The organism is Microbacterium sp. NPDC019599 (genome assembly GCF_040632175.1).
Taxonomy (GTDB): Bacteria; Actinomycetota; Actinomycetes; order Actinomycetales; family Microbacteriaceae; genus Microbacterium.
Window position 1 is genome coordinate 646,797 of sequence record NZ_JBEYBL010000002.1, and the last position, 23,332, is coordinate 670,128.

Genomic DNA, 23,332 nt, shown 5'->3' on the forward strand with positions numbered 1-23,332 from the left:
TGGTGGTGGGTGCTCGACGGCCGGGTGAGCACGTCGACCTGCCGGCTCAGGCCGGCTGCCGCCTCGTGACGAGACGCTCGAGGAGCGAGGTGACGAGGAAGAAGACGAGTCCGATGAGGATGCCGCCGAAGACGTACGCCCACGCGAGCGCCGCGCGCCCCGATTTCGCGTAGGTCGCGATCGCCGTTCCGACGCCGTCCGCCGGCCCGCCGAAGTACTCCGCGACTAGGGCCGAGATGACGGCGACCGATGCCGCGATCCGCAGGCCCGTCATGAGGTACGGCAGTGCCGTCGGCAGCGTCAGCTTGCGGAACGTCTGCGCGCTGGTCGCGGCCGAGGCGCGGAAGACGTCCCGGTGCACGGGCCGGGACTGCCGGAGGCCGCGCAGCACGTTGACGAAGACGGGGATGAACGCGGCGATCGCGGCGACCATCTGGCGTCCGAACTGGCTCGACGCGCCGAACATCGTGTTGAGGATGGGCGTGATCGCGACGATCGGCACGACCGCGATCGCCGCGACGAGGGGTGCCAGCATCCCGTCGATCGGCTTGACCGATGCCGCGAGCCCGGCCAGGACGATCCCGAGAAGGGATCCGGCCACGAGGCCGACGAACGCGTTCGTCGCGGTGACCGCCATGTCGGCGGAGATGATGTTCCAGCGCAGGACGAACTCCTGGAGGATCGCGACGGGGCTCGGCAGCATGCGCGGAGCCGTGCCCGAGGCGACCCACGCCCCCCACACGACGAGCCCGATGAGCCCGACGACGAGCGGGGCGACCCACCGCAGCCACCGCGGAAGGGTGCGGGCGACCATCGGTCCCCGAGCCTGCCGAGGGGTCGCGGTCGTCATCGCTCGTTCGCCCTCTCGACGGGAGTGCCGTGCAGCGCTTCGCGCACCGCCGTGACGCGCTCGAAGAACTCCGGCGACTCGCGCAGGCCCTCCGTCCGCCGCGCTCCGAGCCCCATCGGCAGGACGTCGGTGATGCGTCCAGGTCGGGGGCTCATGACGACCACGCGGTCGGAGAGGAACACCGCTTCAGGGATCGAGTGCGTCACGAACACGACGGCGGCGCCCGTCTCTCCCGCGATCCGCGTGAGCTCTCCCTGCAGGTATTCGCGCGTCATCTCGTCGAGCGCTCCGAACGGCTCGTCCATGAGCAGCAGACGGGGGCGCGACGCCAGCGCCCGCGCGATCGCGACGCGCTGCTGCATCCCTCCGGAGAGCTGGTCGGGGTACCGGTCGGCGAAGTCGGAGAGGCCCACGAGCTCGACGAGCTCCTGCACACGGGCGGCGCGCTCGACCTTGCCGCCGCTCTGCAGCTCGAGCGGCAGAGCGATGTTTCCGGCGACCGTGCGCCACGGCAGCAGCCCCGCCTGCTGGAAGGCGATGCCGTAGTCCTGGTCGAGCCGCGCCGTTCGCGCAGGCTTGCCGAAGATCTCGAGCGTCCCCGTGGTGGTGTCGTCGAGGTCGGCGATGAGGCGCAGGAGCGTGGACTTGCCGCACCCCGAGGGGCCGATGAGCGAGACGAACTCCCCCGCCGCGACGTCCAGGCGGACGTCCGTCAGGGCGACGACATCCCCCGCCTTCGTCGCGAACGTCTTGCCGACGCCCACCGCTGTCACGGCCGGACGGCGCTCGTCGGCCGTTGCCGGACGAACCGCCGATCCCTGAGGCTCTCCCGACCCCTGAGGCTCTCGAATTGCGGTCATCCGGTCTCCTCACCTCTGCGGTAGTTCTGGAGGGTCCAGCCGAGGATCGCGATCGCGCCGGCCGCGACGAGGCCGAGCAGGATCGTTCCGAGCGTCGGGCCCCACGGCGCGGCTGGGTCGCTCGAGGCCTGGCCCGCGAGCTGGATGAGCATGCGGCCGATCCCGCCGCGCATCCCGATGGACACCTCGGCCACGACGGCGCCGACGACGGCGCTCGCGGCGGCGAGCCGCAGCGCCGGCAGCAGGTGCGGGACGGCCGCGGGCAGCCGCAGCCGGAACAGCGTCGACCAGTAGCCCGCCGCGTAGGTGCGCATGAGGTCGAGGTGGATGCGATCCGGCGCCCCGAGACCGCGCAGCATGCCGATCGCGACAGGGAAGAACGCGAGGTAGGACGCGATGAGCGCGACCGACAGCCACTGCGGCCAGGGCGCGACGTCGCGGTCGATCTGATTGCCGATCGCGTTGACGACGGGTGCGAAGGCGATGAGCGGCACCGTCTGGCTCACGACGATCCAGGGCAGGAGTCCCCATTCGGCGAGCTGCCAGCGCTGCATGACGGCGCCGAGGACGGCGCCGACCGTGACGCCGATGACCCATCCGACGGCCGCGATCCCGAGTGTCACGAGGCCCGCCCCGACGACCGTCACCCACAGCGCCGGAGTGTCGCCGCCGCTCGTGGGCGCGAACAGGCGCGCGCCCATGTCCCACACGTGGGGCATGGCGCGGTCGTGCGTGCGCGGCAGGATCATGACGCCCGAGCCGGCGTCCCCCGTCCCGCCCAGCACGACGCCCTCGTCCGGGCCGACGAACTTGTACAGCTCCCACAGCGCCATGACGGCCAGGACGCCCAGGACACCCCATACGATCCCGCTGCGCGAGCGCCGGCCGCGCCGCCTCCGCGGCGGCAGCATCGCCTCGGCGACGGGCGCGTCGGCGATGACGGCGCCCGTCGGCGCCGGGTCGTGGGGCGGCGCCGTCATGACTTCGCCGTGACGTGCTCGGAGATCGCCGGGATGACGCGCTCCCCGTAGACGCGCAGCGTCTCCTCCTTGTTGTCGTGCTGGAGGTAGCCGGCGAACTGGGTCACGCCCAGGGCGTGCAGCTGCTGGAGCTTCGCGATGTGCTCCTCGGCCGTCCCGAGGATGCAGAAGCGGTCCACGATCGCGTCCGGCACGAAGTCGACGTGGTCGTTCTCGGCGCGGCCGTGCGTGTTGTAGTCGTAGCCGGTGCGGCCCGCGATGTACTCCGTCAGGGCGTCCGGGACGGCGCCGTGCGCGCCGTACTTCGCGACGATGTCGGCGACGTGGTTGCCCACCATGCCGCCGAACCACCGGCACTGGTCGCGCATGTGCTGCCAGTCGTCGCCGATGTACATGGGCGCGGCGACGCAGAAGGCGAGCGAGTCGGGGTCGCGGCCGACATTGGCCGCGGCATCCCGGACGCTCTTGATCATCCACGCCGCGATGTCGACATCCGCGAGTTGGAGGATGAAGCCGTCGCCGACCTCGCCGGCGAGCTTCAGGGCGAGCGGGCCGTATGCGGCGACCCACACGTCCAGGCTCGAGCCGCGGCTCCACGGGAACTGCAGCGTCGAGCCCTTGTACTCGACCGGCCGCGAATTCGCGAGCTCACGGATGACGTGGATGGCCTCGCGCACCTCGGCGAGCGACGCCGGCTGCCCGTTCGTGACCCGGACCGCCGAGTCCCCGCGGCCGATGCCGCAGATCGTCCGGTTGCCGTACATCTCGTTGAGCGTCGCGAAGACGGATGCCGTCACAGTCCAGTCCCGCGTCGACGGGTTCGTCACGAAGGGCCCGACCGTGATGCGGTTCGTCTCGGCGAGGATCGCGGAGTAGATGACGTACGGCTCCTGCCACAGCAGGTGGGAGTCGAAGGTCCACACGTGGCTGAACCCGTGCGCCTCGGCGAGCTTCGCGAGCTGGACCGTGCGCGAGGCCGGCGGATTGGTCTGCAGGACGACTCCGAAGTCCATGGTCATTCGCCTCCTTCATCCCGTGCTGCGGGAGCGTGTCCCGATCTCGGCCGAGCGTGTCTCACTTCCGGTGGGATGGAGCCCTTCCCACCCGCCGGAAGTGAGACATGCATACCCGTCACAGGAGGTACTGCGACAGGCCGCGCTTGAGGTAGCGTCCGTCGCCCTTCGATCCGAGGTACTCGCCGCCGTCGACGATGACCTTGCCGCGCGAGAGGACGGTGTCGACGTGGCCGTCGATCTCGTAGCCCTCCCACGCCGAGTAGTCCATGTTCATGTGATGCGTCTTGCCGAGGCCGATCGACGTGTGACCCTGAGGGTCGTACACGACGATGTCGCCGTCGGCGCCGGGCTGGATGACGCCCTTGCGGCCGTACAGCCCGAACATCCGCGCCGGAGTCGTCGAGGTGAGCTCGACCCAGCGCTCCAGCGTGATCCTGCCGGTCACGACGCCCTGGTACATGAGGTCCATGCGGTGCTCGATCGAGCCGATGCCGTTCGGGATCTTTCGGAAGTCGCCGAGCCCGAGCTCCTTCTGGTCCTTCATGCAGAACGGGCAGTGGTCGGTCGACACCATCTGCAGGTCGTTCGTGCGCAGAGCCTGCCACATGTGGTCCTGGTGACCTTCGGCCCGCGAGCGCAGCGGCGTCGAGCACACCCACTTCGCGCCCTCGAAGTCGCCCCACTCGTCGCTCGACGCGCCGAGCTGCTCCTCGAGCGAGAGGTAGAGGTACTGCGGGCACGTCTCGCCGAACACGTTCTGCCCTCTGTCGCGGGCCCACGCGAGCTGTTCGACGGCCTGCTTCGCGCTCACGTGCACGACGTAGAGCGGCGCACCCGTGACGTCGGCGAGCATGATCGCGCGGTGCGTCGCCTCCTCCTCCATCTGCCACGCGCGGGCGATGCCGTGGAAGTAGGGCGACGACTTGCCCTGCTCGACGAGCTGTCCTGCGAGCACGTCGATGGCCGGCCCGTTCTCGGCGTGCATCATCGTGAGCAGGCCCGTGTCGCGCGAGACCTGCATTGCCTGCAGGATCTGCGCGTCGTCGGAGTAGAACACACCCGGGTAGGCCATGAAGAGCTTGAAGCTCGTGATGCCCTCGTCGATGAGCGTCGGCATGAACCTCAGCGACTCCTCGTCGATGCCGCCGATGATCTGGTGGAACCCGTAGTCGATCGCGCAGTTGCCGGCCGCGAGCTCGTGCCACTTGGCGAGCCCGTCCTGCACCTTCGTCCCGTACGTCTGCACGGCGAAGTCGATGATCGTCGTGGTGCCGCCCCACGCGGCGGCGCGCGTGCCGGTCTCGAACGTGTCGCTGGCCGACGTGCCGCCGAACGGCAGCTGCATGTGCGTGTGCGCATCGATGCCGCCCGGGATCACGTACTTGCCGGTCGCGTCGATGACGGTGTCGACGGATGCCGCGACATCCGTTCCGAGAAGCTGCGACCCGGGCGCCAGCACCGCGACGATCGTCTCGCCGTCGATCAGGACGTCCGCCTCGCTGCGGCCGGTCGCCGACACCACGGTGCCGCCCTTGATGAATGTGGTTGCCATGTCAGTCTCCGGTTGTTGCGCTCGTCGAGATCACGGCTGCGCGATCTGGGTGTACGAGTCCGGCCGGCGGTCGCGATAGAACTGCCAGTCGTCGCGCATCTCGAGCACCATGTTCAGGTCGAGGTCGCGCACGAGGACCTCCTCGTGCTCGCCCGAGCCGCGCTCTCCGACGAAGTTGCCGCGGGGGTCGATGACCTGGCTCGTGCCGTAGAAGTCGACGGCGAGGTCGCCGTACTCGTTGTCCTCGCGCCCGACGCGGTTGGGCTGCAGCACGAAGTAGCCGTTCGCGACGGCCGCGGCCGGTCCCTCGATCTCCCACAGCCGGTTGGACAACCCGGGCTTGGTCGCGTTGGGGTTGAACACCATGTGCGCGTTGTTGAGGCCGAGCTCACGCCATCCCTCGGGGAAGTGACGGTCGTAGCAGATGTACATGCCCACCCGTCCCACCGCCGTCTCGAACACGGGATAGCCCAGGTTGCCGGGGCGGAAGTAGAACTTCTCCCAGAACCGGTCGAGGTGTGGCAGGTGGTGCTTGCGGTACTTCCCGAGCACCGTGCCGTCCGCGTCGACCAGGACGGCCGTGTTGTAGTAGACGCCGGTCTGCGCCTCCTCGTAGATCGGCAGGACGGTCACGAGGCCGAGCTCCTTCGCGAGCGCCGCGAACCGCTGCACGATCGGGCCCTCGGCCGACTCCGCGAAGCGGTAGTACTTCTTGTCCTGCGTGATCCCGAAGTAGGGGCCGTAGAAGAGCTCCTGGAAGCACAGGACCTGTGCACCCTGGGATGCGGCATCCCGGGCGAACTGCTCGTGCTTGTCGAGCATCGACTCCTTGTCGCCCGTCCAGGTGGTCTGGGTGATCGCCGCTCGAACAACAGCCATAGCCGCCTCCATGTCGCAAGCCGTCGGGTCGGGCGCTGCGTCGGTGCTCGCGCCAGGCTCGGGCGTCCTGTCGGTTCTCTGTATTCCAGGACATGAAGGTTTCATGCCTGTTTCCCGCCGTGTCCTCATCGTTAAGGCTCACGGGCGCGCCCGCAAGGGGCACTTTGCACCGGCTCGCCCGGCGCGCGGGATTGGTACCGTGGCGTGGTGCCGCAACCCGCCGAACTGACGATCGTGCCGCTGCGCGGCATCCCCGAGATCCAGGCCGGCGACGACCTCGTGACCCTCATCGCGGACGCGGCGGACGGCACGCTGCGCGACGGCGACATCCTCGTCGTGACGTCGAAGATCGTCTCGAAGGCCGAGGGTCGCACGATCGCGGCCGACGATCGGACGGCGGCGATCGACGCCGAGACGGTCCGCATCGTCGCGACCTCGGCGGACGGCGGGGTGCGGATCGTGGAGAGCCGGCTCGGGATCATCGCCGCGGCCGCAGGCGTCGACGCGAGCAACACCCCGGAGGGGACGGTCCTGCTCCTCCCAGTGGATCCGGATGCCTCGGCCCGCGCACTCGCGGCGGGCCTGCGCACCGCGACCGACGCGACGGTGGGGGTCATCGTGTCGGACACGCTCGGCCGCGCGTGGCGCGACGGCCAGACCGACAGCGCGATCGGCGCCGCCGGCATCCGCGTCTTCGAGGACTACCGGGGGCAGGCGGATGCCGCGGGCCGGCCCCTCGTCGTCACACTCCCGTGCGCCGCGGACGAACTCGCCGCCGCCGCCGATCTCGTCAAGCGCAAGACGACCGGGATCCCGGTCGCCATCGTGCGCGGACGCCCCGACCTCGTGGGCGACCTCGACCTGCCGGGGGCCCGCAGCATCGTCCGCGCCGCCGAGCGCGACCTGTTCCACACCGGCGCGCGCGAGGCGTGGGAGGCCGGCTATGCGGCGGGTCTCGCGGCAGCCGCCGCCGCAGCGTCGCAGATCACCACAACGCCGGACGCGACCCGCTGATCCGGTCCGACGCTGCGGTCATCTGCGACGTTGTGGTGAACCGGCGCGGGCTGAGTCAGTTGTAGCCGACGGCCACGGATGACGTCGACACCGTGAGGGTCGTCGTGGCGACGGGCGCGCGCCGACGGACCGAGGCAGGAGTGCGCGAGCCGAACGGGATGACGGCCGCGACGGGCTTGGCCGTGGCGACGGGCTTCGACTCTGCTGCCCCAACCCGGGGTCTGCCGGCGATCGCCCAGTAGCCCAGCCCGACGACCAGGGCACCGCCGACGAGATTGCCGAGGCCGACCCACAGCACATTGCTCGCGAAGAGCGCCCACGTCGCGTTGGGGTCGCCGGCGAGAAGGCCGAGCGTGTAGGTCGTCATGTTCGCGACGACGTGCTCGAAGCCGGAGGCGATGAAAGCGAGGATCGCGGCGAAGATCACCATGATTCTCGCGACATCGGACGTGAGCCGCGCGCACATCCAGATCCCGAGGCACACGAGCACGTTGCACAGGATGCCGCGGGCGAAGAGCTCGACCGGAGACTCGGCCGCCTTCCCCTCCAGCATGCTCGACAGCATCCGCCCCGCCGCCTGGTTCGAATGCAGCACCCCCGAGACGGCGACGAGCACCCCGAAGATCAGCGAGCCGACGAAGTTGGCGGCCAGTGTGAACCCCATCGCACCGAGCGCGGGGCCCGGGCGGACGGCGCGCATCGCGGTGCCCTGCGACAGCGTCAGCATCGACGACGTCACGAGCTCGGCTCCGGCGAACACGACGAAGGTCAGGGCGACGCCGAAGACGAGACCGCCGACGAGCTTCGCGAACCCCGAGCCGGCCTCCGCGAGGGGTCCCGCCGTGCTCAGCATCAGCACGACGCCGATGCCGATGAAGGCGCCCGCGAGCATTCCCGAGATCGCGAACCGGGCCGGCTCCCGCAGGCCGTGCACCTTGTGGCGAGCGGCATCCGCCTGCACCGTGACCAGGGTCTCCTCGATCGTGCGCACAACGCACCTCCTCGACCTCCCATTATGTGTGTGGTCTGACCACATCGCGCACGGTGCGGGCCGTGGATAACCGCCCTGCCGGTAGCGGCGGTGCACAAGTCGCGGAAACACTGGAGCCATGACGATGGATCGGATCCTCGATGAAGTGCGATCGTTCGACGGGCTGCTCGAGCTCGCCCCGGAACCAGGCGGCCCTTATCCCGAGATCGCATGGGGCGATCACTTCTTCTACTTCGCTCCCGACGGCCAGGTTCCCGCGAACACGCAGCCCTTCGCGACGATCGTGACGAAGGACTACCCCGACGACGCCTCGTCGGATCTCGATCCGGACGATCGCTGGCGCGTCAACATCCACGTCGGCCGCGCGCTGTTCGATGGGCTCGTCGGCGACGCCGCCGAGCCCATCGACTTCGCCGAGGCCGACGCCTTCCTCCCCCACCCGGTCTACGGATCGCTCGGCTGGATCGCGGTCGTCAACCCGGGAGAGCGCACGCTCGGACGCGTTCTCGAGCTCCTTCGGGGCGCATATCGGGATGCTGTCGCCCGCGCTGAGCGCCGGGCGCAGCATCCGTCAACCTGAGCGTCGGCTATGTGTCGAAAAAGAATCACGAAAAGGTAACGCGCACCTCTTCCCTTCCGTTACCTCCTCGTTATAGAGTGCATGCACGGTAGTTGTTTTGCTGTGGCAGCTACCGGCATGTGATTGCAGGACACTCTTGGTGCAAGGGACAAGGGCCGGTCGGGAGCCTCTCCGACCGGCCCTTACTCTTGCGTCGAGCAGCCCGCCCGAAGGGCGCGCGTATCGAATCCTCCCGAACCCGGCGGTCACCGCTGGGAACATTAGCGCCCGATGAGAATTCCAGGCCTCTGATCGGCCATTTCCTCGAGAACCGCGTACACGGACCTCCCAGGTGAACCTGGGGAACCGTCCAGAAGAGCCATGCAGACTCGGACCTTCGTGCCCACCCGAGGGCGCACACCGGCGCGTGCCGCCGGTGCGAACCACCGCCCGAAGGAACCTCCTCCGCATGCTCGTGATGCGCCCGCACCGCCCTGCCCGCCCGCCTCGCCGCCCCAACAAGGAATCCGCCGCGATCACGGTCGGCGTCGTCCTCGGCGTCGTCGCGCTGACCGGTGTGACCGCGGTCTCCGCCTCGGCCACCGTCGCGAACGCGGCCGACTCGGCGAGCGCCGCCGTCGGCTACTCGACGACCCCGACACTCGGCGGGACCGCACAGCTCCAGTCGCTCCGCGACATCTCGGCCGACGCCAAGACGACCCTCGGCGCGGCACGCTCGGCAGTCGAGGGCGCTGTCGCGATCGGCGCCGACGTCGCAGCATCCGGACTCGACCTGGAAGGCGACACGTCCGTCGACACCGCCGCGCTCCGCGATGCCATCGAGCGCCTCGACGGCATGGACGTCCTGCCGCTCCTGCTGCTTCCGGGCGTCGCCGACGAGACGGCCGACGCGACCGCGCAGGTCGTCGCGCAGACCGAGGCGCTGCGCGAGCGCCTCGACGCCGCCCTCGAGAAGAAGGCCGAAGAGGAGGCCGCCGCCAAGGCCGCCGCCAAGGCCAAGGCCGAAGCGGAAGCCAAGGCGAAGGCCGAAGCCGAAGCCGCGGCGGCACTGGCCGCGGCCAACACTCCCGCCGGGGCTCAGGCCACGGCCCGCCAGCTGATCGGCCAGTACGGGTGGGGCGACGACCAGTTCTCGTGCCTCGTCTCGCTGTGGAATCGCGAGTCCGGCTGGAACTACCAGGCCTACAACTCCGGCTCGGGGGCGACCGGCATCCCTCAGTCCCTCCCCGGCAGCAAGATGGCCAGCGCCGGCGCGGACTGGCAGACGAACGCGACGACGCAGATCCGCTGGGGCCTGGACTACATCCAGCGCTCCTACGGCTCGCCGTGCTCCGCGTGGGGCCACTCCAACGCGACCGGCTGGTATTGAGTCCTCGTCGGCCATGGGCCCGATCCCTGGCCGACGAGTCCCCGCGCCTCACGCCGGGACAGGTGAGGAGTGACGGACCCCTCACAACCGTCGGGCCGCGGCGGTGAGCACGTCACACCCGCGACGCGCCTGAGGCCACCGCGCTAGCGTGGGGGTCGTGAGTGCCCCCATCGATGCAACAGCCACGTCCGCCTGGGCCGAACTCGACGCGCTGCGAGCGAGCTTCACCCCCGATCTGCGCGGCTGGTTCGCCGCCGACCCCGAGCGGGTCTCGAAGCTGAGCCTGACGCTCGCCGACCTGCACGTCGACCTGTCGAAGAACCTCGTCACCGACGAGGTCCTCGCCGGCCTGGTGCGCCTCGCGGAGCAGACGGGCGTCGCCGATCGCTATATCGCGATGCTCTCCGGCGAGCACATCAACACGACGGAGGACCGCGCGGTCCTGCACACGGCGCTGCGCCGGCCCCCGGGCGCCTCGCCCGCCCTGACCGTCGACGGACAGGATGTCGACGCCGATGTGCAGTCCGTCATCGACGCGATGGCCGCGTTCGCCGAGCGCGTCCGCTCCGGGCAGTGGCTCGGCGCGACCGGCAAGAAGGTCGAGACCGTCGTCAACATCGGCATCGGCGGCTCCGACCTCGGTCCGTACATGATCTTCGAGGCGCTCAAGCCCTACGCGGACGCGGGCATCGATGCGCGTTTCGTCTCCAACATCGACCCCGCCGACCTGGCGCTCAAGACTGCGGGCCTCGACCCCGAGACGACGCTCTTCATCGTCGCGTCGAAGACCTTCACGACGCTCGAGACGCTGACCAACGCCCGTCTCGCGCGGGACTGGCTGTGGGCGGGGCTTTCGACGGCGGGCGCGATCGACGGCACCGACGATTCGAAGACGGATGCTGTCGCCCACCACTTCGTCGCAGTGTCGACCGCCCTCGACAAGGTCGCGGCCTTCGGCATCGACCCCTCGAACGCCTTCGGCTTCTGGGACTGGGTCGGCGGCCGCTACTCCGTCGACTCCGCGATCGGGCTGTCGCTGGTCATCTCGCTCGGTCCGGACGTCTTCCGCGAACTCCTCGCCGGCTTCCACGCCGTCGACGAGCACGTCGCCTCGACCCCGCTCGCCGAGAACGTCCCGGTCCTCATGGGGCTGCTCAACGTCTGGTACACGAACTTCCTCGGGGCCCAGACGCACGCCGTCCTCCCCTATGCGCAGCAGCTGCACCGCTTCGCGGCGTACCTGCAGCAGCTCACGATGGAGTCCAACGGCAAGTCGGTGCGCTGGGACGGCTCCCCCGTCACGAGCGACACGGGCGAGGTGTTCTGGGGCGAGCCCGGCACGAACGGCCAGCACGCGTTCTACCAGCTCATCCACCAGGGGACGCGCCTCATCCCGGCCGACTTCATCGCTTTCGTGAACCCCGCGTTCCCGCTCCAGTCCGACGGCCGCGACGTGCACGGCCTCTTCCTCGCGAACTTCCTCGCGCAGACGAAGGCGCTCGCGTTCGGCAAGACGGCCGAGGAGGTCGAGGCCGAGGGCACGACCGGCCCGCTCGTCGCAGCGCGCACGTTCGCCGGCAACCGCCCGACGACGTCGATCTTCGCGCCGGCTCTGACCGCTCGCGTGCTCGGCGAGCTCATCGCACTGTACGAGCACATCACGTTCACGCAGGGCGTCATCTGGGGCATCAACTCGTTCGACCAGTGGGGCGTCGAGCTCGGCAAGCAGCTGGCCCTGCAGATCGCCCCCGCGCTCGAAGGCGACGACGCCGCGCTGCAGGCTCAGGATGCCTCGACCAAGGCGCTCCTCGAGTACTACACGCAGCACCGCTCCTAGCGATCGCGTCGCGGGTATGCCGGAGCCGCCCGCGCGGCCCGGCACGACGGGGATCCGCTCGTCGACCGGAATGCGGAACGGGCCCGTCTCCGAGAGGAGACGGGCCCGTTCGCGCTGCAGGGTTACTGCGGGTTGTTCACCGTGACGGTGAGCGTGCCCTCGGTGTTCTGATCCGTCACCGTCGCCGTGACGCCGTGTCCAGCCACCTTGACGCCGCCGAGCGGGTTCGTGGAGCTGAAGTACGCGTCGACGTCGGTGTCGTCGAACGTGGCGATCTGCTGACCCGTCGGAGCCGCGGCCCCGAGCGTCTGGATCGTCTGCTTGCTGCCCTTGCCGACGATGACCTCCTTGTGGAGCACGACCGTGTCGGTCTGCTGCAGGCCGAAGGTCGCGTCGAACGGCTGGCGCCGGTTGCTCGGCCCCGTCCCGTCGGAGTACGTGAACTTCTCCGGGTGCGAGTCGACCGGGAGGGCCAGGCCGTGGCCGGGGTGGTCGATCGTGTTGTTGTCGGTGTAGGTCTCGTCGACCGCCCACACGAGCAGCCCGTCCTGGAACGAGAAGTGCTCGACGTGGTCGGGCGCCGTGTAGGGCTTGTCGAACTGGTACGGGCCCGTGCGCAGCGTGTCGTCGTAGTCGACGTACGTGCGGTTCTCGAGCAGGTAGTACCGGTCGCCGACAGACTCCTCGGTTCCCGTGCTGATCTTGAAGCCTCCCACGGCCGTCCAGCCGTTGGCACCGGACTCGACGTTGTCGGAGAGCAGCGTCTTGCCGTTCGCCTTCGCCGTGATGTCGTCGAGGAACGCACCGCCGAGGTGCACGCCGCCGTCCGACTGGTAGCGGAACCGGAACTCGACCGGGCCGCCGCCGGGAACCGTGAAGCTCAGGTTCGTCCACTTGCCCTTCGACGATCCGGAGATCGTCGACAGCGTCGTCCAGTTGGCCGCACCGGCGGGCTTGTACTCGGCGTAGAGGTAGTCGAAGCCCTCCTCGATGTCGTACCAGGCCTTCGCCGTGACCGACGCCTTCGCGATGCCCGTGAGGTCGAGCGAACGGGTGAGCGTCGTGTTGAGGTCGTCCGCGCTCGAGGTCCACCACGCGTGCGTGCCCGACGGCGGGGTCGTGTACGTCTCCGACACGGCCTGGTCCGGAACGTCGACGACGACCGCCTGGTCCTGGCCGTCGACCTGGCGAGCCGCAGGGCTCAGCGTGAACGAGCCGCTCTCGCCCTCGGAGACGACCGAGTAGTCGAGCCACCCGAGCTGGAGCTTCTCCCACGGGCCCATGTAGCCGGGCGTCGTGCCGATGTCGGTCGTCCCGTGGTTGAGCCACGAGCCGCTCGACATGAGCGTCCAGAACGCCGTGGAGTTCTCGCCGCCGTTCGTATCGTAGAAGTCGGGCAGACCGAGGTCGTGGGCGAACTCGTGCGCGAACACGCCCAGGCCGCCGTTCTCGGCCTCGACCGTGTAGTCGCCGATCCAGATGCCGGTGTTCCCGATCTGCGTGCCGCCGAACTTGGCGCCGTCCGGACCGGTCACGCCGTAGTCCGTCGAGTTGACGTACCAGCGGTGCGACCAGATGGCGTCCTCGCCCTGCGCGCCGCCGCCGGCGTCTTCGCCCTCACCGGCGTGCACGGCCTGGAAGTGGTCGATGTAGCCGTCGGGCTCGTCGAAGTTGCCGTCTCCGTCCGCGTCGTAGCGGTCCCAGACGTCGAACTGGGCGAGGTCGGCCTTGATGTCGGCATCCGACTTCCCCGCGGCCTTCTGCGCGTCGTACCAGGCGTTGCCCGTGTCGGCGATGAACTTCCATGCCCCACCGAAGTCCTCGACCGCGTTGTCGCCGTAGACCGACGCGTTGCCGGGCACCTTCACCCAGTCGCTCACGCCACCCGCGACGGTGTACGCCCCGGACGACTGCTTCTGATAGAAGTCCTTGAACGACTCGCCGTCGCCGAAGAACAGCTCTTCGTAGGACGCCGTGTCGAAGTCGGGCAGCCAGTGCGTGCTGTTGTTCACCGAGCGGTCAGGCTCGGGGATCTCGTTGTGCAGCGGGCCGGGCGTCGTCCCCAGTTTCTTGTCGCCCTGATCGCCGAACTCGGACAGGATCGTGAAGACCTGAGCCGTGCCGCTCAGCGTCGCCTCGAAGTACTTGTCCTCGGCGAGCTGCACCACGCCTTCCTCACTCGGGCTCGCCTGACCGGACAGGATCAGCTCCTGCGCGGCCTTGCGGCGCTCGTTCTGGCGCTCCGTGAGCGGACCAGGTCGGTTGTCCGGCCGGTGGGCGGCGGACTTCTGGGCTTCATCGACCGGCGGTGCCGCGACAGCCGCGGGCACGAATGCCACGCCTGCCACTACCGTCGCGCCTGCAGCAACTACGGCCCCAAGACCGTGGATGCGTCGTTTCACGCGTTTCTCCTTCTTCGATTCGTGCCCGGGATCACCGGACACACCAGGGCGACCCTAAGCGCGGAATGCCCCTTTGGGAAGATCTTGAGTTAACGATTTGGAACAGAGAGAATCGCGGGCAGACGCAGAAAGAGCGGCGGGATGCTGGAGGCTCCAGCATCCCGCCGCTTTCCTGTCCGGTCGGCTACTCGGTCTTGGGCTCGACCCAGATGAGCGAGTCGCCGGGCTTGATGTCGCCCTCGGTGACCGGCTCGACCTCGCCGAAGTCATCGGCGTTGAGCACGATGACGGGGGTCACGAGCGGGTAGCCCGCGTTCTCGATGACGGCCCGGTCGAACGTCACGAGCGGCGTGCCCAACTCGACGCGGTCGCCGTTCTTGACCTTGACGTCGAAGCCCTCGCCCTTCAGGTTGACCGTGTCGATGCCGACGTGGATCAGCACCTCGAGTCCGCCGTCGAGGACGAGGCCGAAGGCGTGACCCGTGGGCTGCGCCGCGGCGATCGTCCCCGGTCCGGGCGAGTACACCGTGTCGCCCGTGGGCTCGATCGCGGCGCCCGGTCCCATGACTCCGCCCGCGAAGACGGGGTCGGGCACTTCGGAGAGCGGCACGACCTTGCCCGCGAGAGGCGAGTGGACGTTCACCGCGACCCGGTCGAGCACCGCAGTGGCCGCAGGCGCGGCCGCCGTCGCGGCTGCCGCCGCAGCGGGCGCCGCAGCGGAGCCGTCGATGGCTCGGCCCATCGACTCCTCGACGGCGGCCGGCTTCACGTGCTCGGCCGCGGCCTTCGCCTCGGCCGCGTCGCGGGCCGCCTCGAACTCCGCCTGCTGCTCGGGCGTGCGGAAGTTCGAGAGGATCACGAGGAACATCGCCGTGAAGAACGCCGCCGCGATGGCGATCGCGTACAGCCCGATCGGGTTGAACGCGGGGATCGTCAGGAGCGACGTGAACACGAAGGCCTGCGTCGTGACGCCGTTGGGCAGGCCCATGATGAGGCTGCCGACGCCGATCACGAGACCGCCGACGAAGCAGCCCACGAGCATGCGTGGATAGATCCGCTTGAACCGCAGATGGATTCCGTAGAGCGACGGCTCCGAGATCCCGCCGAGCAGACCTGCCGCGAGAGCACCCGTCGCCGTCTGCCTCATCTGCGTGTCCCGGTGCCGGAGCGTCAGGACGAGCACGCCCGCCGTCGCGCCGAAGCACGCGAAGTTCCACGCACCCATGGGGCCCTGGATGAAGTCGTACCCGAGCGTCTGGATGTTCAGGAGCATGACGGCGTTGATCGGCCAGTGCAGGCCGAGCGGCACCATGAACGGGTACGCCAGCGGGATCACGATCGCGAAGATGAACGGCGAGAACTGGTTGATCGCGGCGAGTCCCTGAGCGAGCGCGGCGCCCGCGTAGACGCCGATGGGGCCGATGATGAATGCCGTCAACGGCATCATGATCAGCATCGCGAAGAACGGCACGAAGATGAGCTGCAGGTTCGGAGTGATGATCTTGCGGAGCAGCTTGTACAGCGGGCCGAGCACGGCCGCCATCAGCAGCGGCGGGAACACCTGCGAGCTGTAGTTGGCGATCGGCAGCGGGATGCCGAAGACCGGGACGATCGCGACCTGTGCGGCTTCGAACCCGAACAGCGCCGTGGGCTCGACGCCGGCTCCCAGGGCGGTGAAGCCCGGCAGCATGAGCACCGCCATGATGGCGAAGCCCACCCACGGGTCGGCGCCGATCTTCGCCGACGCGTTGTAGGCGACCATGAGCGGCAGGAAGACGAAGACGCTCTGCCACATCAGGTTGATGAACGCCCAGGAGGGCTCGAGCGTCACGCCGGGCGCGTTCCAGTCCGGGATGACGTCGAGGGTCGCCATGAGCGCCATGAACGTGATGAAGAACGACGCGCCGAGCAGTGCGCCGAGGATCGGGCGGAACGAGTCCGAGAGGAACTCGAAGAAGGTGTCGATCCACGCGACCTTGCCGCGCACGCCCTTGGCGCGCTCGCGCGCCTTGATGGAGTCCATGTCGTCTTCGGGCACCTGGCCGCCGCCCTCGCCGATGCCGGGCAGCGCCATGATGTCGTTGTAGACGTTCTGGACGCCGCCGCCGATCACGACCTGGTATCGGTCGCCGGCCTGCGGCACGGCTCCCATGACACCCGGGACGGCCTCGACGGCCTTCGTGTCGACCTTGCCGCCGTCGCGGAGCTGGAATCTGAGTCGCGTCGCGCAGTGGCTGAGGCTCTGGATGTTGCCGGCCCCTCCCACCGCCTCGACGATGTCTGCTGCTGAGTTGGTGGCCATGGGACTCTCCTTCGAACGTCCGATCCGCGCTGCCTGGCTGACGGGACCCCAACAACCCCATACCCGTCAATCCGGATGCTAGTAGCGCGCGTAGCAGTCCGCGAGGGGGGAGCCGCGCGCGTCGTCTTCACGTGTCGCCGTTCGACGCCGACGCCGCCGGTCAGGGCCGGGCCATGCGCCGCCGCCGCCGTCCGGCGCGTCTCCGTCAGACGCCGCCGCCTCCGCCGCCTCCGCCGCCTCCGCCCGCGGAGCCCCCGCCGCCCGAGCCGCCGGACGATGAGGACGCGGACGTGCTCGTGGAAAGAGTCCCGATCCCGGCCGAAAAGGCGGCGGCGTTGAAGCCGCTCGAGCCGGCATACCAGACCGGGGTGGCACCCTCGCCGTAGAGCACAGCGAGCTCCTTCGCCCACTGCTTCTCCTGCCCGAACACGACCGCGTACGGCAGGAGCGTCTCGTAGAGCTTCAGCATCTCGCCCCGGTCGGTCGTGTCGATCCGGACGCGCTCCGCGCCCTGCGGCGACTGCAGCATCCGGATGCGGTCCGCCTCGGCCCACTCGATGAACACCTTGAGGCCCGCGAGGTGGTCGCGGGTCTCCGCGCCGAGCGCCGTGAGGGGCTTGTGCGACACGAGTGCGATGACGAGCAGTTCCGCGAGCACGGCCCCGACGATGACGAGCAGGGGCGCCCATTCCTGGACGGACGCGTCCAGCGCCGCGAATCCGAACAGCAGGACGAGGCCCGCCGCCAACCCCGTCACGATGATCGGCAGCGCCCGCACCAACCCGGGCACGGTGCGGCGGAGGCCCCGGCGTCGGAGCTCCGTGCTCGCAGCCTTGAGGATGCTCTGCGCCGCGGTCGACAGCCGCCGATCGGTCTGGCCGAACTCGTACTCCTCCCCCACGACGAGTCCGGGGAACAGTCCATCCAGGAGCATGAGCCCGTCGCCGTCGGCACGCGTCGGGTCGACGAGCTGGGCGCGCAGGCGCACCTTGCCGAAGAATCCGCGCTCGCCCTCGACGATCCGGATGCTGCCGGCGACGGCCTGCTCGAGCACCTCCGCCGGGATCGCCTTCGAGGTGCGGCCGAGCAGCACGGCGCTCTCGAGGGCGTCGATGTGGCGCGGAGGCGTGTACTCGGCGATGATCGTCGGCCGCCCGGGCTCGTCGCGGAGCCGGCGCGAGCGGACCACGAAGGCCCACACGACGCCGCCCAGCACCCCGATGCCCGAGACCGCCTGCAGCCACCCCCACGGCGACGCGAAGTAGGACGGGTCGAAGGGCGTGAAGGTGCCCGCCGCGAAGCCCACCGCCATCGTCATCGTCTGGTACGGCTGGAGGTCGCCGGTCTCGGCGAAGACCTCGGTCGAAGCATCCGCCCGCGTCTCGATCGGGCACGTCTCGGTCGAGCCCTGGTATCCGCGGTAACAGGCGGTCGCCCCCGTCAACGCGGCGGCCAGCGTCTCATCGAGATGCAGCGTCGCCGTGACGCGACCGAAGGGCTGCGGCCACTCCAGGCCGTTGACGTTCCAGTAGAACTCGTCGGCGCCCGCCTCGCCGTCGGGCAGCACGACGTTCTCGAGCGTGTAGGTGAAGACGTACGTCTGCTCGCCGTGCACGAAGTCGTCGGCGCGGGACGTCATCGCGAAGACGCCGTCCTCATGCTCGACCTCCGAGGGACGTGCACCGCCCTCGCCGTCCGTGATCGACACGAACTGAGGATTCAGGGGCACCCCGAGATACGTGTCCGGCACGAGCCGGCGCATCCCGCGGTTCTGGTCGAACTCGGGGAAGACCGCGGTGAACCGCTCGACGACCTCGAGCCGGCTCGTGCCGTCCTCGGCGCGCGTGAGCGTGTAGTCGGCGTCGAGGCTCGCGAACGAGAAGTCGTCGACGCCGGCCGAGACCGAGGCGGCGCCCACGTCGGCGGAGGCCGCGGTCGCTGCCGAACAGGCAGAGAGAAGGAGGACGGATGCCGCGAGCGCGGCCGCGGCGACACGCCGGAGGAGGCTCCCCATGGGCACAGCCTATTGGCGGGACGCGACGCTCGCCCGAGGGCGACCGCGACGGAATAGTCTGGTCGACATGACCGACCGGCGACTCGCGATCGACGCGTGGGAGAGCCTCTTCCGCGCGCAGCACGAGGTCTTCGGCGACATCAGCGGCGACTTCGAGGGCACGGCGCTCTCGCAGGCAGAGTACGACGTGCTGCTGACGGTGACTCGCGGCGAGGATCAGACCGCGCGCCTGCGGGACGTGACGGCGAACATGCTGATCAGCCAGCCGAGCGTCTCGCGCCTCGTCGACCGGATGGTCTCGCGAGGGCTGCTCTCCAAGTGCGCCGACCCCGACGACGGCCGGGGCGCGCTCGTGCGGGCGACCGACGAGGGGGCCGCGGTGTTCCGCCGCCTCGCGTCGTCGCACGGCCGGGCCATCGCCGAGCGGATGTCGATCCTCAGCGACGGCGAGCTCGCCCAGCTTCGCGAGCTGACGGCGAAGCTGCGCAACCCCGACCCCGCCTGCTGACCGGCCCTGCTCCGATATCGCTCGACGCCCGGGGGCTACGGCGTCCGCCGCCGCAGCGTGAGCGAGGCGAGGATGAGTGCGCCGACCAGGAATCCCGCGACGACGAGCAGCGGCCCGTACACGTCCCAGCCCTCGTCGCCCGCCGTCACGGCGTTGATGGCGTCGATCGCGTAGCTCAGCGGCAGCACCTTGCTGATGGCGTAGAGCGCCTCCGGCATGTCCTCGCGCGGCATGAACAGGCCGCCGAGCAGGATCTGCGGGAACACGATGAGCGGCATGAACTGGACTGCCTGGAACTCCGTCCGCGCGAAGGCGCTCGCGAGGAGCCCCAGCGCCATGCCGAGCACGGCGTCGGTCACCGCGACGAGCCCGAGCTGCCACACCGGCCCGTCCGTGTCGAGGCCGCAGACGAGCACGGCGAACGAAACGGTCACGACTGCCTGGATCGAGGCCATGAGCCCGAACGCGAGGGCATAGCCGATGATGAAGTCGGCCTTGCCGAGGGGCGTCGTCATGAGCCGCTCGAGCGTGCCCGACCGACGCTCCCGCAGCGTCGTGATGGACGTGATGAGGAACATGATGATGAACGGGAACAGCGCGAGGATGGGCGGCCCGTAGATGTCGAAGACGCCCTCCTGGTCGCTGAAGAGCCACGCGAAGAGGCCGACGAGGAGGCTCGGGGCGATGAGCATGAGGGCGATCGAGCGCTCGTCGTGGCTCAGCTGGCGGAGCACGCGTCCGGCCGTCGCGAAGGTGCGCAGGCCGTTCATTCGGACGCCTCCTCTCGCGCCTGGCGCCGCGTGCGCGGATGACGGTCGGTTGCAGCATCCCGCTTCACGAGGCTCAGGAACGCTTCGTCCGGATCCGTCTCCCCCGTATCGGCGAGGAGGCCCGCCGGGGTCGTGTCGGCGATGATGCGGCCGGCGCGCATGAGGACGATGCGATCGCAGCGCAGCGCCTCGTCCATGACGTGGCTGCTGACGATGATCGTGGCGCCCGCGTCGGACAGCCCTCGGAAGATGTCCCACAGCTCGGCGCGCAGCAGCGGGTCCAGTCCGACCGTCGGCTCGTCGAGGACGAGCAGCTCGGGAGTCCCCAGCATCGCGACGGCCAGCGAGACGCGGCTCTCCTGCCCGCCGCTGAGGCTGTCGATCCGCTGCTTGGCCTGATCGGCGAGCCCCACCTGCTCGATGACGCGGTCGACATCCGACGCGGGCGCCCCGATGACCCGCGCGAAGTAGCGGAGGTTCTGCCGGATGGTCAGGTCCCCGTAGACCGACGCCGCCTGCGTGTCGTACGCGACCCGCCGACGCTGGATGCCGGTTCCCGCCGGGTCGCCCAGCACGGCGACTGTTCCGCCCGCGACCTTCTGCACGCCGACGATCGAGCGCATGAGCGTCGTCTTGCCGCAGCCGGACGGCCCCATGAGCCCCGTGATCTGCCCGCGCGGGATGTCGAGATGCAGGTCGGTGAACACTTCGGTCTTGCCGCGGCGCACGTGCAGTCCGCGGATCTCGACGGCGTTGCTCGCTGCGTCAGCCATGGCCCTCGCCTCCCCGGGGTGCGGGTGATTTATTCATCACACGATGAATTGTGTGACCGCGTGCTGTTCGCCGTCAAGAGGCGCCCGGACTGTCCGCCGTGAGGTAGCGCTGCACGTTGGGCGCCGCCCATGCCACGAGCTCGTCGACGGATGCCGAGGCCAGCGCGGGCAGCTTCAGCACGTGCCGCGCGATGAGGAGGCCCGCGACCTGCGACGCGACGAGCGACGCGCGCAGCTCTGCATCCGGGGTCCCGAGCTCCGCCGCGACCTTCCCGATCAGCTCGCGCGAGAGGAACCCCGCCACGAGCGGGGTCGTGAGGCGGTTGCCGAGCGCATGCCGGAACAGCGCGACGCCGCGCTTGCGGACCTCGGGCCGCTCCCACATCTCCAGCACGTACCGCACGATGTGCTCGCCGAGCTCGTCCCGCGGGCCGGCGAGGAGGGCCGGGACGTCGACGTCCGGGCGCATGGGCGCGCCGATCGCCTCGGCGAACAGGTCGGCCTTCGTGCCGAAGTAGTGGTGCACGAGCGCGGAGTCCACGCCTGCGCGAGCGGCGATCCCCCGGATCGTCGCCCCGTCGTAGCCCTGCTCGCCGAACTCCTCGACGGCCGAGGTCAGGATGCGCTCGCGCGTGCCCGTCTCTCCCCCGCGCGGACGTCCTCGCCGGCGCGGCTTCGGAACGACATGCTCGGGCATGGCGTCAGCCTAGAACGCGGAACCGCCCCGAGTCCTGGGACTCGGGGCGGTTCGGGCGCGGGCCCGGATCAGATCACTGCTCGATGGGCTGCGGCTCGTCGCGGTTCTCGTGCGCCGTGATGGTCGGCGCGCTCGCATCGGACGAGACCTCGACCTTGCGCGGCTTGGCCTTCTCGCTCACCGGGATCATGACGCTGAGCACGCCGTTGGCGTAGTTCGCCGTGATGCGGTCGGTGTCGATGCCCTGACCGAGGTTCAGCTGCCGGAGGAAGCTCACCGCCTCGCGCTCGCGCGTGATCCACTTGACGCCCTCGCCCGTCGTGAGCGAGCGCTCGGCGCGGATCGTCAGGAGCTGGCCGTCGACGTCGATGTCGACAGACCCGGGGTCCACCCCGGGCATGTCGGCGGTCAGGACGTAGTGGTCGCCGTCGCGATAGAGGTCCATCGGCATGCGGCGCGGCCCGCGGCGGGTCTCGAGAAGGCTCGACGCGAGGCGGTCGAAGTCGCGGAACGGGTCGTAGGTGGCCATTTTGATGTTCTCCTCTTCTCCTTCTGATGGGTGTCGTCGTGTGGTTTGCGGAAGTTGAGTCGTTTCGGCTCAACTGCGTTCAGATTAGCACTCGACCCCTGAGAGTGCCAACGATTTGCCGTTCGCTCAAGACGAACGGCTCCTCCCCAACCCCTGTTCTTCTCTCGGTTTCTCGAGTCCGACGATCGCCGGATCGAAGGGTGTCTTTCCTACCGAGCATGAGGGATGCCTCGAGATCCAGACCCCCTGCCGCCGTCGCTCGGCGACGCGTTCACGGTCGCCGCCGCCCGCGACCATGGGGTGAGCCGTGCGCGGCTGCGCGCGGCTGATCTCGAGCGACCCTTCCACGGCGTGCGCACCCGGCGCGTGGATGTGGTCGCGGACCATGACGCACCCGGGAGCCAGGACCGCGCTCTGCAACAACGAGTCGCTCGGTCCGCGCGCGCCTTTTCGACGGTCATCCCCGCGCACGCCTTCTATGCCGGCACGACGGCCGTCGCATTGCACGGACTGCCTCTCGAGCAGGCGATCGACCGGCTCTGCGTGGCCGTCCACTCACCTGCCCGCGCCCTTCGCGGAAGCGGCGTCCGAGGAATCAAGGTGTCGCCCGCCCTCGCAAGCGTGCGCGATCTCAACGGGCTTCGCGTGGCGAGCCCCGCCTCGACGTGGGCCATGCTCGCCGATGAGCTGACCGTTCGGCAGTTGGTGATCCTCGGGGATGCGATCGTACGCGTTCCAAGAGACGCGCATGGCCGTCCGCGCCCGGAGGCGCAGCTGGCGACGATCGAGCAGCTGCGCGCTGCCATGGAAGCACCCAGGCGGCGGGGTCGTCGCGCTCTCGAGGCGGCGCTCGAGGATGTGCGCGTCGGGAGCATGTCACCGCTGGAGACGGACTTCCGGCTGGTGTCGACCAGAGGTGGTTTGCCCGAACCCCGCCTCGACGTCGAGATCCGAGACGACGCCGGGCGGCTGCTCGGGATCAGCGATGCCGTATATGTCGACGAGCGGGTGATCGCGGAGGTCGAGGGCGACCACCACCGCATGAGCAAGGCGCAGTGGGACCGCGACATCGCCAAGTACGCTGCCTACACCGCACAGGGGTGGGAGGTGGTCCGGCTCACGTCCCGGCACATTCGCGGTCCACGTCCGGAGGCAGTGCAGATCGTCCGAGAGGCGCTCACGCGTCGTGGCTGGAGAGGCTTACGCTGACCGTCCGCCCTGATCGGGGTCACATAAGGCGGCCTCAACCAGATAGTGACAGCCATCTGCGACCTCGATTTCGTGTTCCTCCCCGAATGGGGGTCGCATATGGCGGTCTCAGCCCCCTGGTGACAGCCAATCGCGACCCCGATCTAGCACTCCTTCATCGCGTGCCGTCTGGCCAGGCGGGCAGGGAGCGGATCAATGGC

20 protein-coding genes are annotated in these 23,332 nt (G+C 69.5%); 6 read left to right on the forward strand and 14 right to left on the reverse strand.

Annotated elements, in window-relative coordinates; translation table 11 throughout:
* Positions 1-46 precede the first annotated feature (46 nt).
* The 6 genes from ABZ477_RS06475 to ABZ477_RS06500 all read right to left on the reverse strand — a co-directional run bounded on the left by ABZ477_RS06475 (position 47) and on the right by ABZ477_RS06500 (position 6,137).
* Complete coding sequence (locus tag ABZ477_RS06475; RefSeq protein ID WP_360129624.1) at positions 47-814, reverse strand: ABC transporter permease subunit; 768 nt, start codon at positions 812-814, stop codon at positions 47-49.
* A 32-nt stretch (positions 815-846) separates the two neighbouring features.
* Entirely contained in the window at positions 847-1,710 is an 864-nt protein-coding gene (locus ABZ477_RS06480; protein WP_360129627.1) for an ABC transporter ATP-binding protein, read from the reverse strand.
* Positions 1,707-2,690, reverse strand: a complete 984-nt coding sequence (locus tag ABZ477_RS06485) for an ABC transporter permease subunit (protein WP_360129630.1) — start codon at positions 2,688-2,690, stop codon at positions 1,707-1,709. Before ABZ477_RS06485 ends, ABZ477_RS06480 begins: the two co-directional genes overlap by 4 nt.
* Positions 2,687-3,703, reverse strand: a complete 1,017-nt coding sequence (locus tag ABZ477_RS06490) for a TIGR03842 family LLM class F420-dependent oxidoreductase (protein ID WP_360129844.1) — start codon at positions 3,701-3,703, stop codon at positions 2,687-2,689. Before ABZ477_RS06490 ends, ABZ477_RS06485 begins: the two co-directional genes overlap by 4 nt.
* Positions 3,704-3,821: 118 nt before the next feature.
* Entirely contained in the window at positions 3,822-5,258 is a 1,437-nt protein-coding gene (gene hydA / locus ABZ477_RS06495) for a dihydropyrimidinase (protein WP_360129633.1), read from the reverse strand.
* Between the two features lie 30 nt (positions 5,259-5,288).
* Positions 5,289-6,137: a nitrilase-related carbon-nitrogen hydrolase gene (locus ABZ477_RS06500; RefSeq protein ID WP_360129636.1), complete on the reverse strand. Its 849-nt coding sequence runs from the start codon at positions 6,135-6,137 to the stop codon at positions 5,289-5,291.
* A gap of 207 nt (positions 6,138-6,344) precedes the next feature.
* On the opposite strand from ABZ477_RS06500, the gene cofE reads away from it, so the two are divergent.
* Complete coding sequence (cofE, locus tag ABZ477_RS06505; RefSeq protein ID WP_360129639.1) at positions 6,345-7,151, forward strand: coenzyme F420-0:L-glutamate ligase; 807 nt, start codon at positions 6,345-6,347, stop codon at positions 7,149-7,151.
* A gap of 55 nt (positions 7,152-7,206) precedes the next feature.
* On the opposite strand, the gene ABZ477_RS06510 is transcribed toward cofE, so the two are convergent.
* Positions 7,207-8,142 carry a formate/nitrite transporter family protein gene (locus ABZ477_RS06510; RefSeq protein WP_360129642.1) on the reverse strand — a complete coding sequence of 312 codons (936 nt, stop codon included), beginning with the start codon at positions 8,140-8,142 and terminating at the stop codon, positions 7,207-7,209.
* Positions 8,143-8,260: 118 nt separating this feature from the next.
* On the opposite strand from ABZ477_RS06510, the gene ABZ477_RS06515 reads away from it, so the two are divergent.
* The 3 genes from ABZ477_RS06515 to pgi all read left to right on the forward strand — a co-directional run bounded on the left by ABZ477_RS06515 (position 8,261) and on the right by pgi (position 11,928).
* Positions 8,261-8,722, forward strand: coding sequence for a DUF6194 family protein (locus ABZ477_RS06515; protein ID WP_360129645.1), 462 nt, complete (start codon positions 8,261-8,263; stop codon positions 8,720-8,722).
* A 448-nt stretch (positions 8,723-9,170) separates the two neighbouring features.
* Positions 9,171-10,091 carry a phospholipase gene (locus tag ABZ477_RS06520; protein ID WP_360129648.1) on the forward strand — a complete coding sequence of 307 codons (921 nt, stop codon included), beginning with the start codon at positions 9,171-9,173 and terminating at the stop codon, positions 10,089-10,091.
* Between the two features lie 157 nt (positions 10,092-10,248).
* Positions 10,249-11,928, forward strand: coding sequence for a glucose-6-phosphate isomerase (pgi, locus tag ABZ477_RS06525; protein WP_360129651.1), 1,680 nt, complete (start codon positions 10,249-10,251; stop codon positions 11,926-11,928).
* A 122-nt stretch (positions 11,929-12,050) separates the two neighbouring features.
* On the opposite strand, the gene ABZ477_RS06530 is transcribed toward pgi, so the two are convergent.
* The 3 genes from ABZ477_RS06530 to ABZ477_RS06540 all read right to left on the reverse strand — a co-directional run bounded on the left by ABZ477_RS06530 (position 12,051) and on the right by ABZ477_RS06540 (position 18,646).
* Positions 12,051-14,267: an immune inhibitor A domain-containing protein gene (locus ABZ477_RS06530; RefSeq protein WP_360129654.1), complete on the reverse strand. Its 2,217-nt coding sequence runs from the start codon at positions 14,265-14,267 to the stop codon at positions 12,051-12,053.
* A 247-nt stretch (positions 14,268-14,514) separates the two neighbouring features.
* Complete coding sequence (locus ABZ477_RS06535) at positions 14,515-16,632, reverse strand: glucose PTS transporter subunit IIA (protein WP_360129657.1); 2,118 nt, start codon at positions 16,630-16,632, stop codon at positions 14,515-14,517.
* 205 nt (positions 16,633-16,837) lie between these two features.
* Complete coding sequence (locus ABZ477_RS06540; protein WP_360129660.1) at positions 16,838-18,646, reverse strand: DUF2207 domain-containing protein; 1,809 nt, start codon at positions 18,644-18,646, stop codon at positions 16,838-16,840.
* Positions 18,647-18,713: 67 nt separating this feature from the next.
* On the opposite strand from ABZ477_RS06540, the gene ABZ477_RS06545 reads away from it, so the two are divergent.
* A complete protein-coding gene (locus ABZ477_RS06545; RefSeq protein ID WP_360129663.1) occupies positions 18,714-19,154 on the forward strand; it encodes a MarR family winged helix-turn-helix transcriptional regulator in 441 nt (146 codons plus the stop codon).
* A 35-nt stretch (positions 19,155-19,189) separates the two neighbouring features.
* Here the strand turns inward: ABZ477_RS06545 and ABZ477_RS06550 are convergent, their stop codons facing one another.
* The 4 genes from ABZ477_RS06550 to ABZ477_RS06565 form a co-directional block, all read right to left on the reverse strand.
* The gene (locus ABZ477_RS06550; protein ID WP_360129666.1) at positions 19,190-19,924 is read right to left on the reverse strand and encodes an ABC transporter permease; all 735 of its coding nucleotides are present in this window, start codon (positions 19,922-19,924) and stop codon (positions 19,190-19,192) included.
* Positions 19,921-20,697, reverse strand: coding sequence for an ABC transporter ATP-binding protein (locus ABZ477_RS06555; protein WP_360129669.1), 777 nt, complete (start codon positions 20,695-20,697; stop codon positions 19,921-19,923). Before ABZ477_RS06555 ends, ABZ477_RS06550 begins: the two co-directional genes overlap by 4 nt.
* Positions 20,698-20,770: 73 nt before the next feature.
* Complete coding sequence (locus ABZ477_RS06560; protein ID WP_360129672.1) at positions 20,771-21,394, reverse strand: TetR family transcriptional regulator; 624 nt, start codon at positions 21,392-21,394, stop codon at positions 20,771-20,773.
* A 73-nt stretch (positions 21,395-21,467) separates the two neighbouring features.
* Positions 21,468-21,923: an Hsp20/alpha crystallin family protein gene (locus ABZ477_RS06565; RefSeq protein ID WP_360129675.1), complete on the reverse strand. Its 456-nt coding sequence runs from the start codon at positions 21,921-21,923 to the stop codon at positions 21,468-21,470.
* A 351-nt stretch (positions 21,924-22,274) separates the two neighbouring features.
* On the opposite strand from ABZ477_RS06565, the gene ABZ477_RS06570 reads away from it, so the two are divergent.
* Positions 22,275-23,132 carry a hypothetical protein gene (locus ABZ477_RS06570; protein WP_360129678.1) on the forward strand — a complete coding sequence of 286 codons (858 nt, stop codon included), beginning with the start codon at positions 22,275-22,277 and terminating at the stop codon, positions 23,130-23,132.
* The last annotated feature ends 200 nt before the right edge of the window (positions 23,133-23,332 follow it).

Bases quoted from the DNA above. Each gene is read 5' to 3' on its own strand.
- ABZ477_RS06480 (WP_360129627.1), bottom strand. From the start codon at position 1,710: ATGACCGCAATTCGAGAGCCTCAGGGGTCGGGAGAGCCTCAGGGATCG.
- hydA (WP_360129633.1), bottom strand. From the start codon at position 5,258: ATGGCAACCACATTCATCAAGGGCGGCACCGTGGTGTCGGCGACCGGC.
- ABZ477_RS06555 (WP_360129669.1), bottom strand. From the start codon at position 20,697: ATGGCTGACGCAGCGAGCAACGCCGTCGAGATCCGCGGACTGCACGTG.
- ABZ477_RS06520 (WP_360129648.1), top strand. From the start codon at position 9,171: ATGCTCGTGATGCGCCCGCACCGCCCTGCCCGCCCGCCTCGCCGCCCC.
- ABZ477_RS06560 (WP_360129672.1), bottom strand. From the start codon at position 21,394: ATGCCCGAGCATGTCGTTCCGAAGCCGCGCCGGCGAGGACGTCCGCGC.
- ABZ477_RS06550 (WP_360129666.1), bottom strand. From the start codon at position 19,924: ATGAACGGCCTGCGCACCTTCGCGACGGCCGGACGCGTGCTCCGCCAG.
- ABZ477_RS06535 (WP_360129657.1), bottom strand. From the start codon at position 16,632: ATGGCCACCAACTCAGCAGCAGACATCGTCGAGGCGGTGGGAGGGGCC.
- ABZ477_RS06565 (WP_360129675.1), bottom strand. From the start codon at position 21,923: ATGGCCACCTACGACCCGTTCCGCGACTTCGACCGCCTCGCGTCGAGC.
- ABZ477_RS06500 (WP_360129636.1), bottom strand. From the start codon at position 6,137: ATGGCTGTTGTTCGAGCGGCGATCACCCAGACCACCTGGACGGGCGAC.
- ABZ477_RS06475 (WP_360129624.1), bottom strand. From the start codon at position 814: ATGGTCGCCCGCACCCTTCCGCGGTGGCTGCGGTGGGTCGCCCCGCTC.
- ABZ477_RS06485 (WP_360129630.1), bottom strand. From the start codon at position 2,690: ATGACGGCGCCGCCCCACGACCCGGCGCCGACGGGCGCCGTCATCGCC.
- ABZ477_RS06540 (WP_360129660.1), bottom strand. From the start codon at position 18,646: ATGGGGAGCCTCCTCCGGCGTGTCGCCGCGGCCGCGCTCGCGGCATCC.
- ABZ477_RS06545 (WP_360129663.1), top strand. From the start codon at position 18,714: ATGACCGACCGGCGACTCGCGATCGACGCGTGGGAGAGCCTCTTCCGC.
- ABZ477_RS06490 (WP_360129844.1), bottom strand. From the start codon at position 3,703: ATGGACTTCGGAGTCGTCCTGCAGACCAATCCGCCGGCCTCGCGCACG.
- ABZ477_RS06515 (WP_360129645.1), top strand. From the start codon at position 8,261: ATGACGATGGATCGGATCCTCGATGAAGTGCGATCGTTCGACGGGCTG.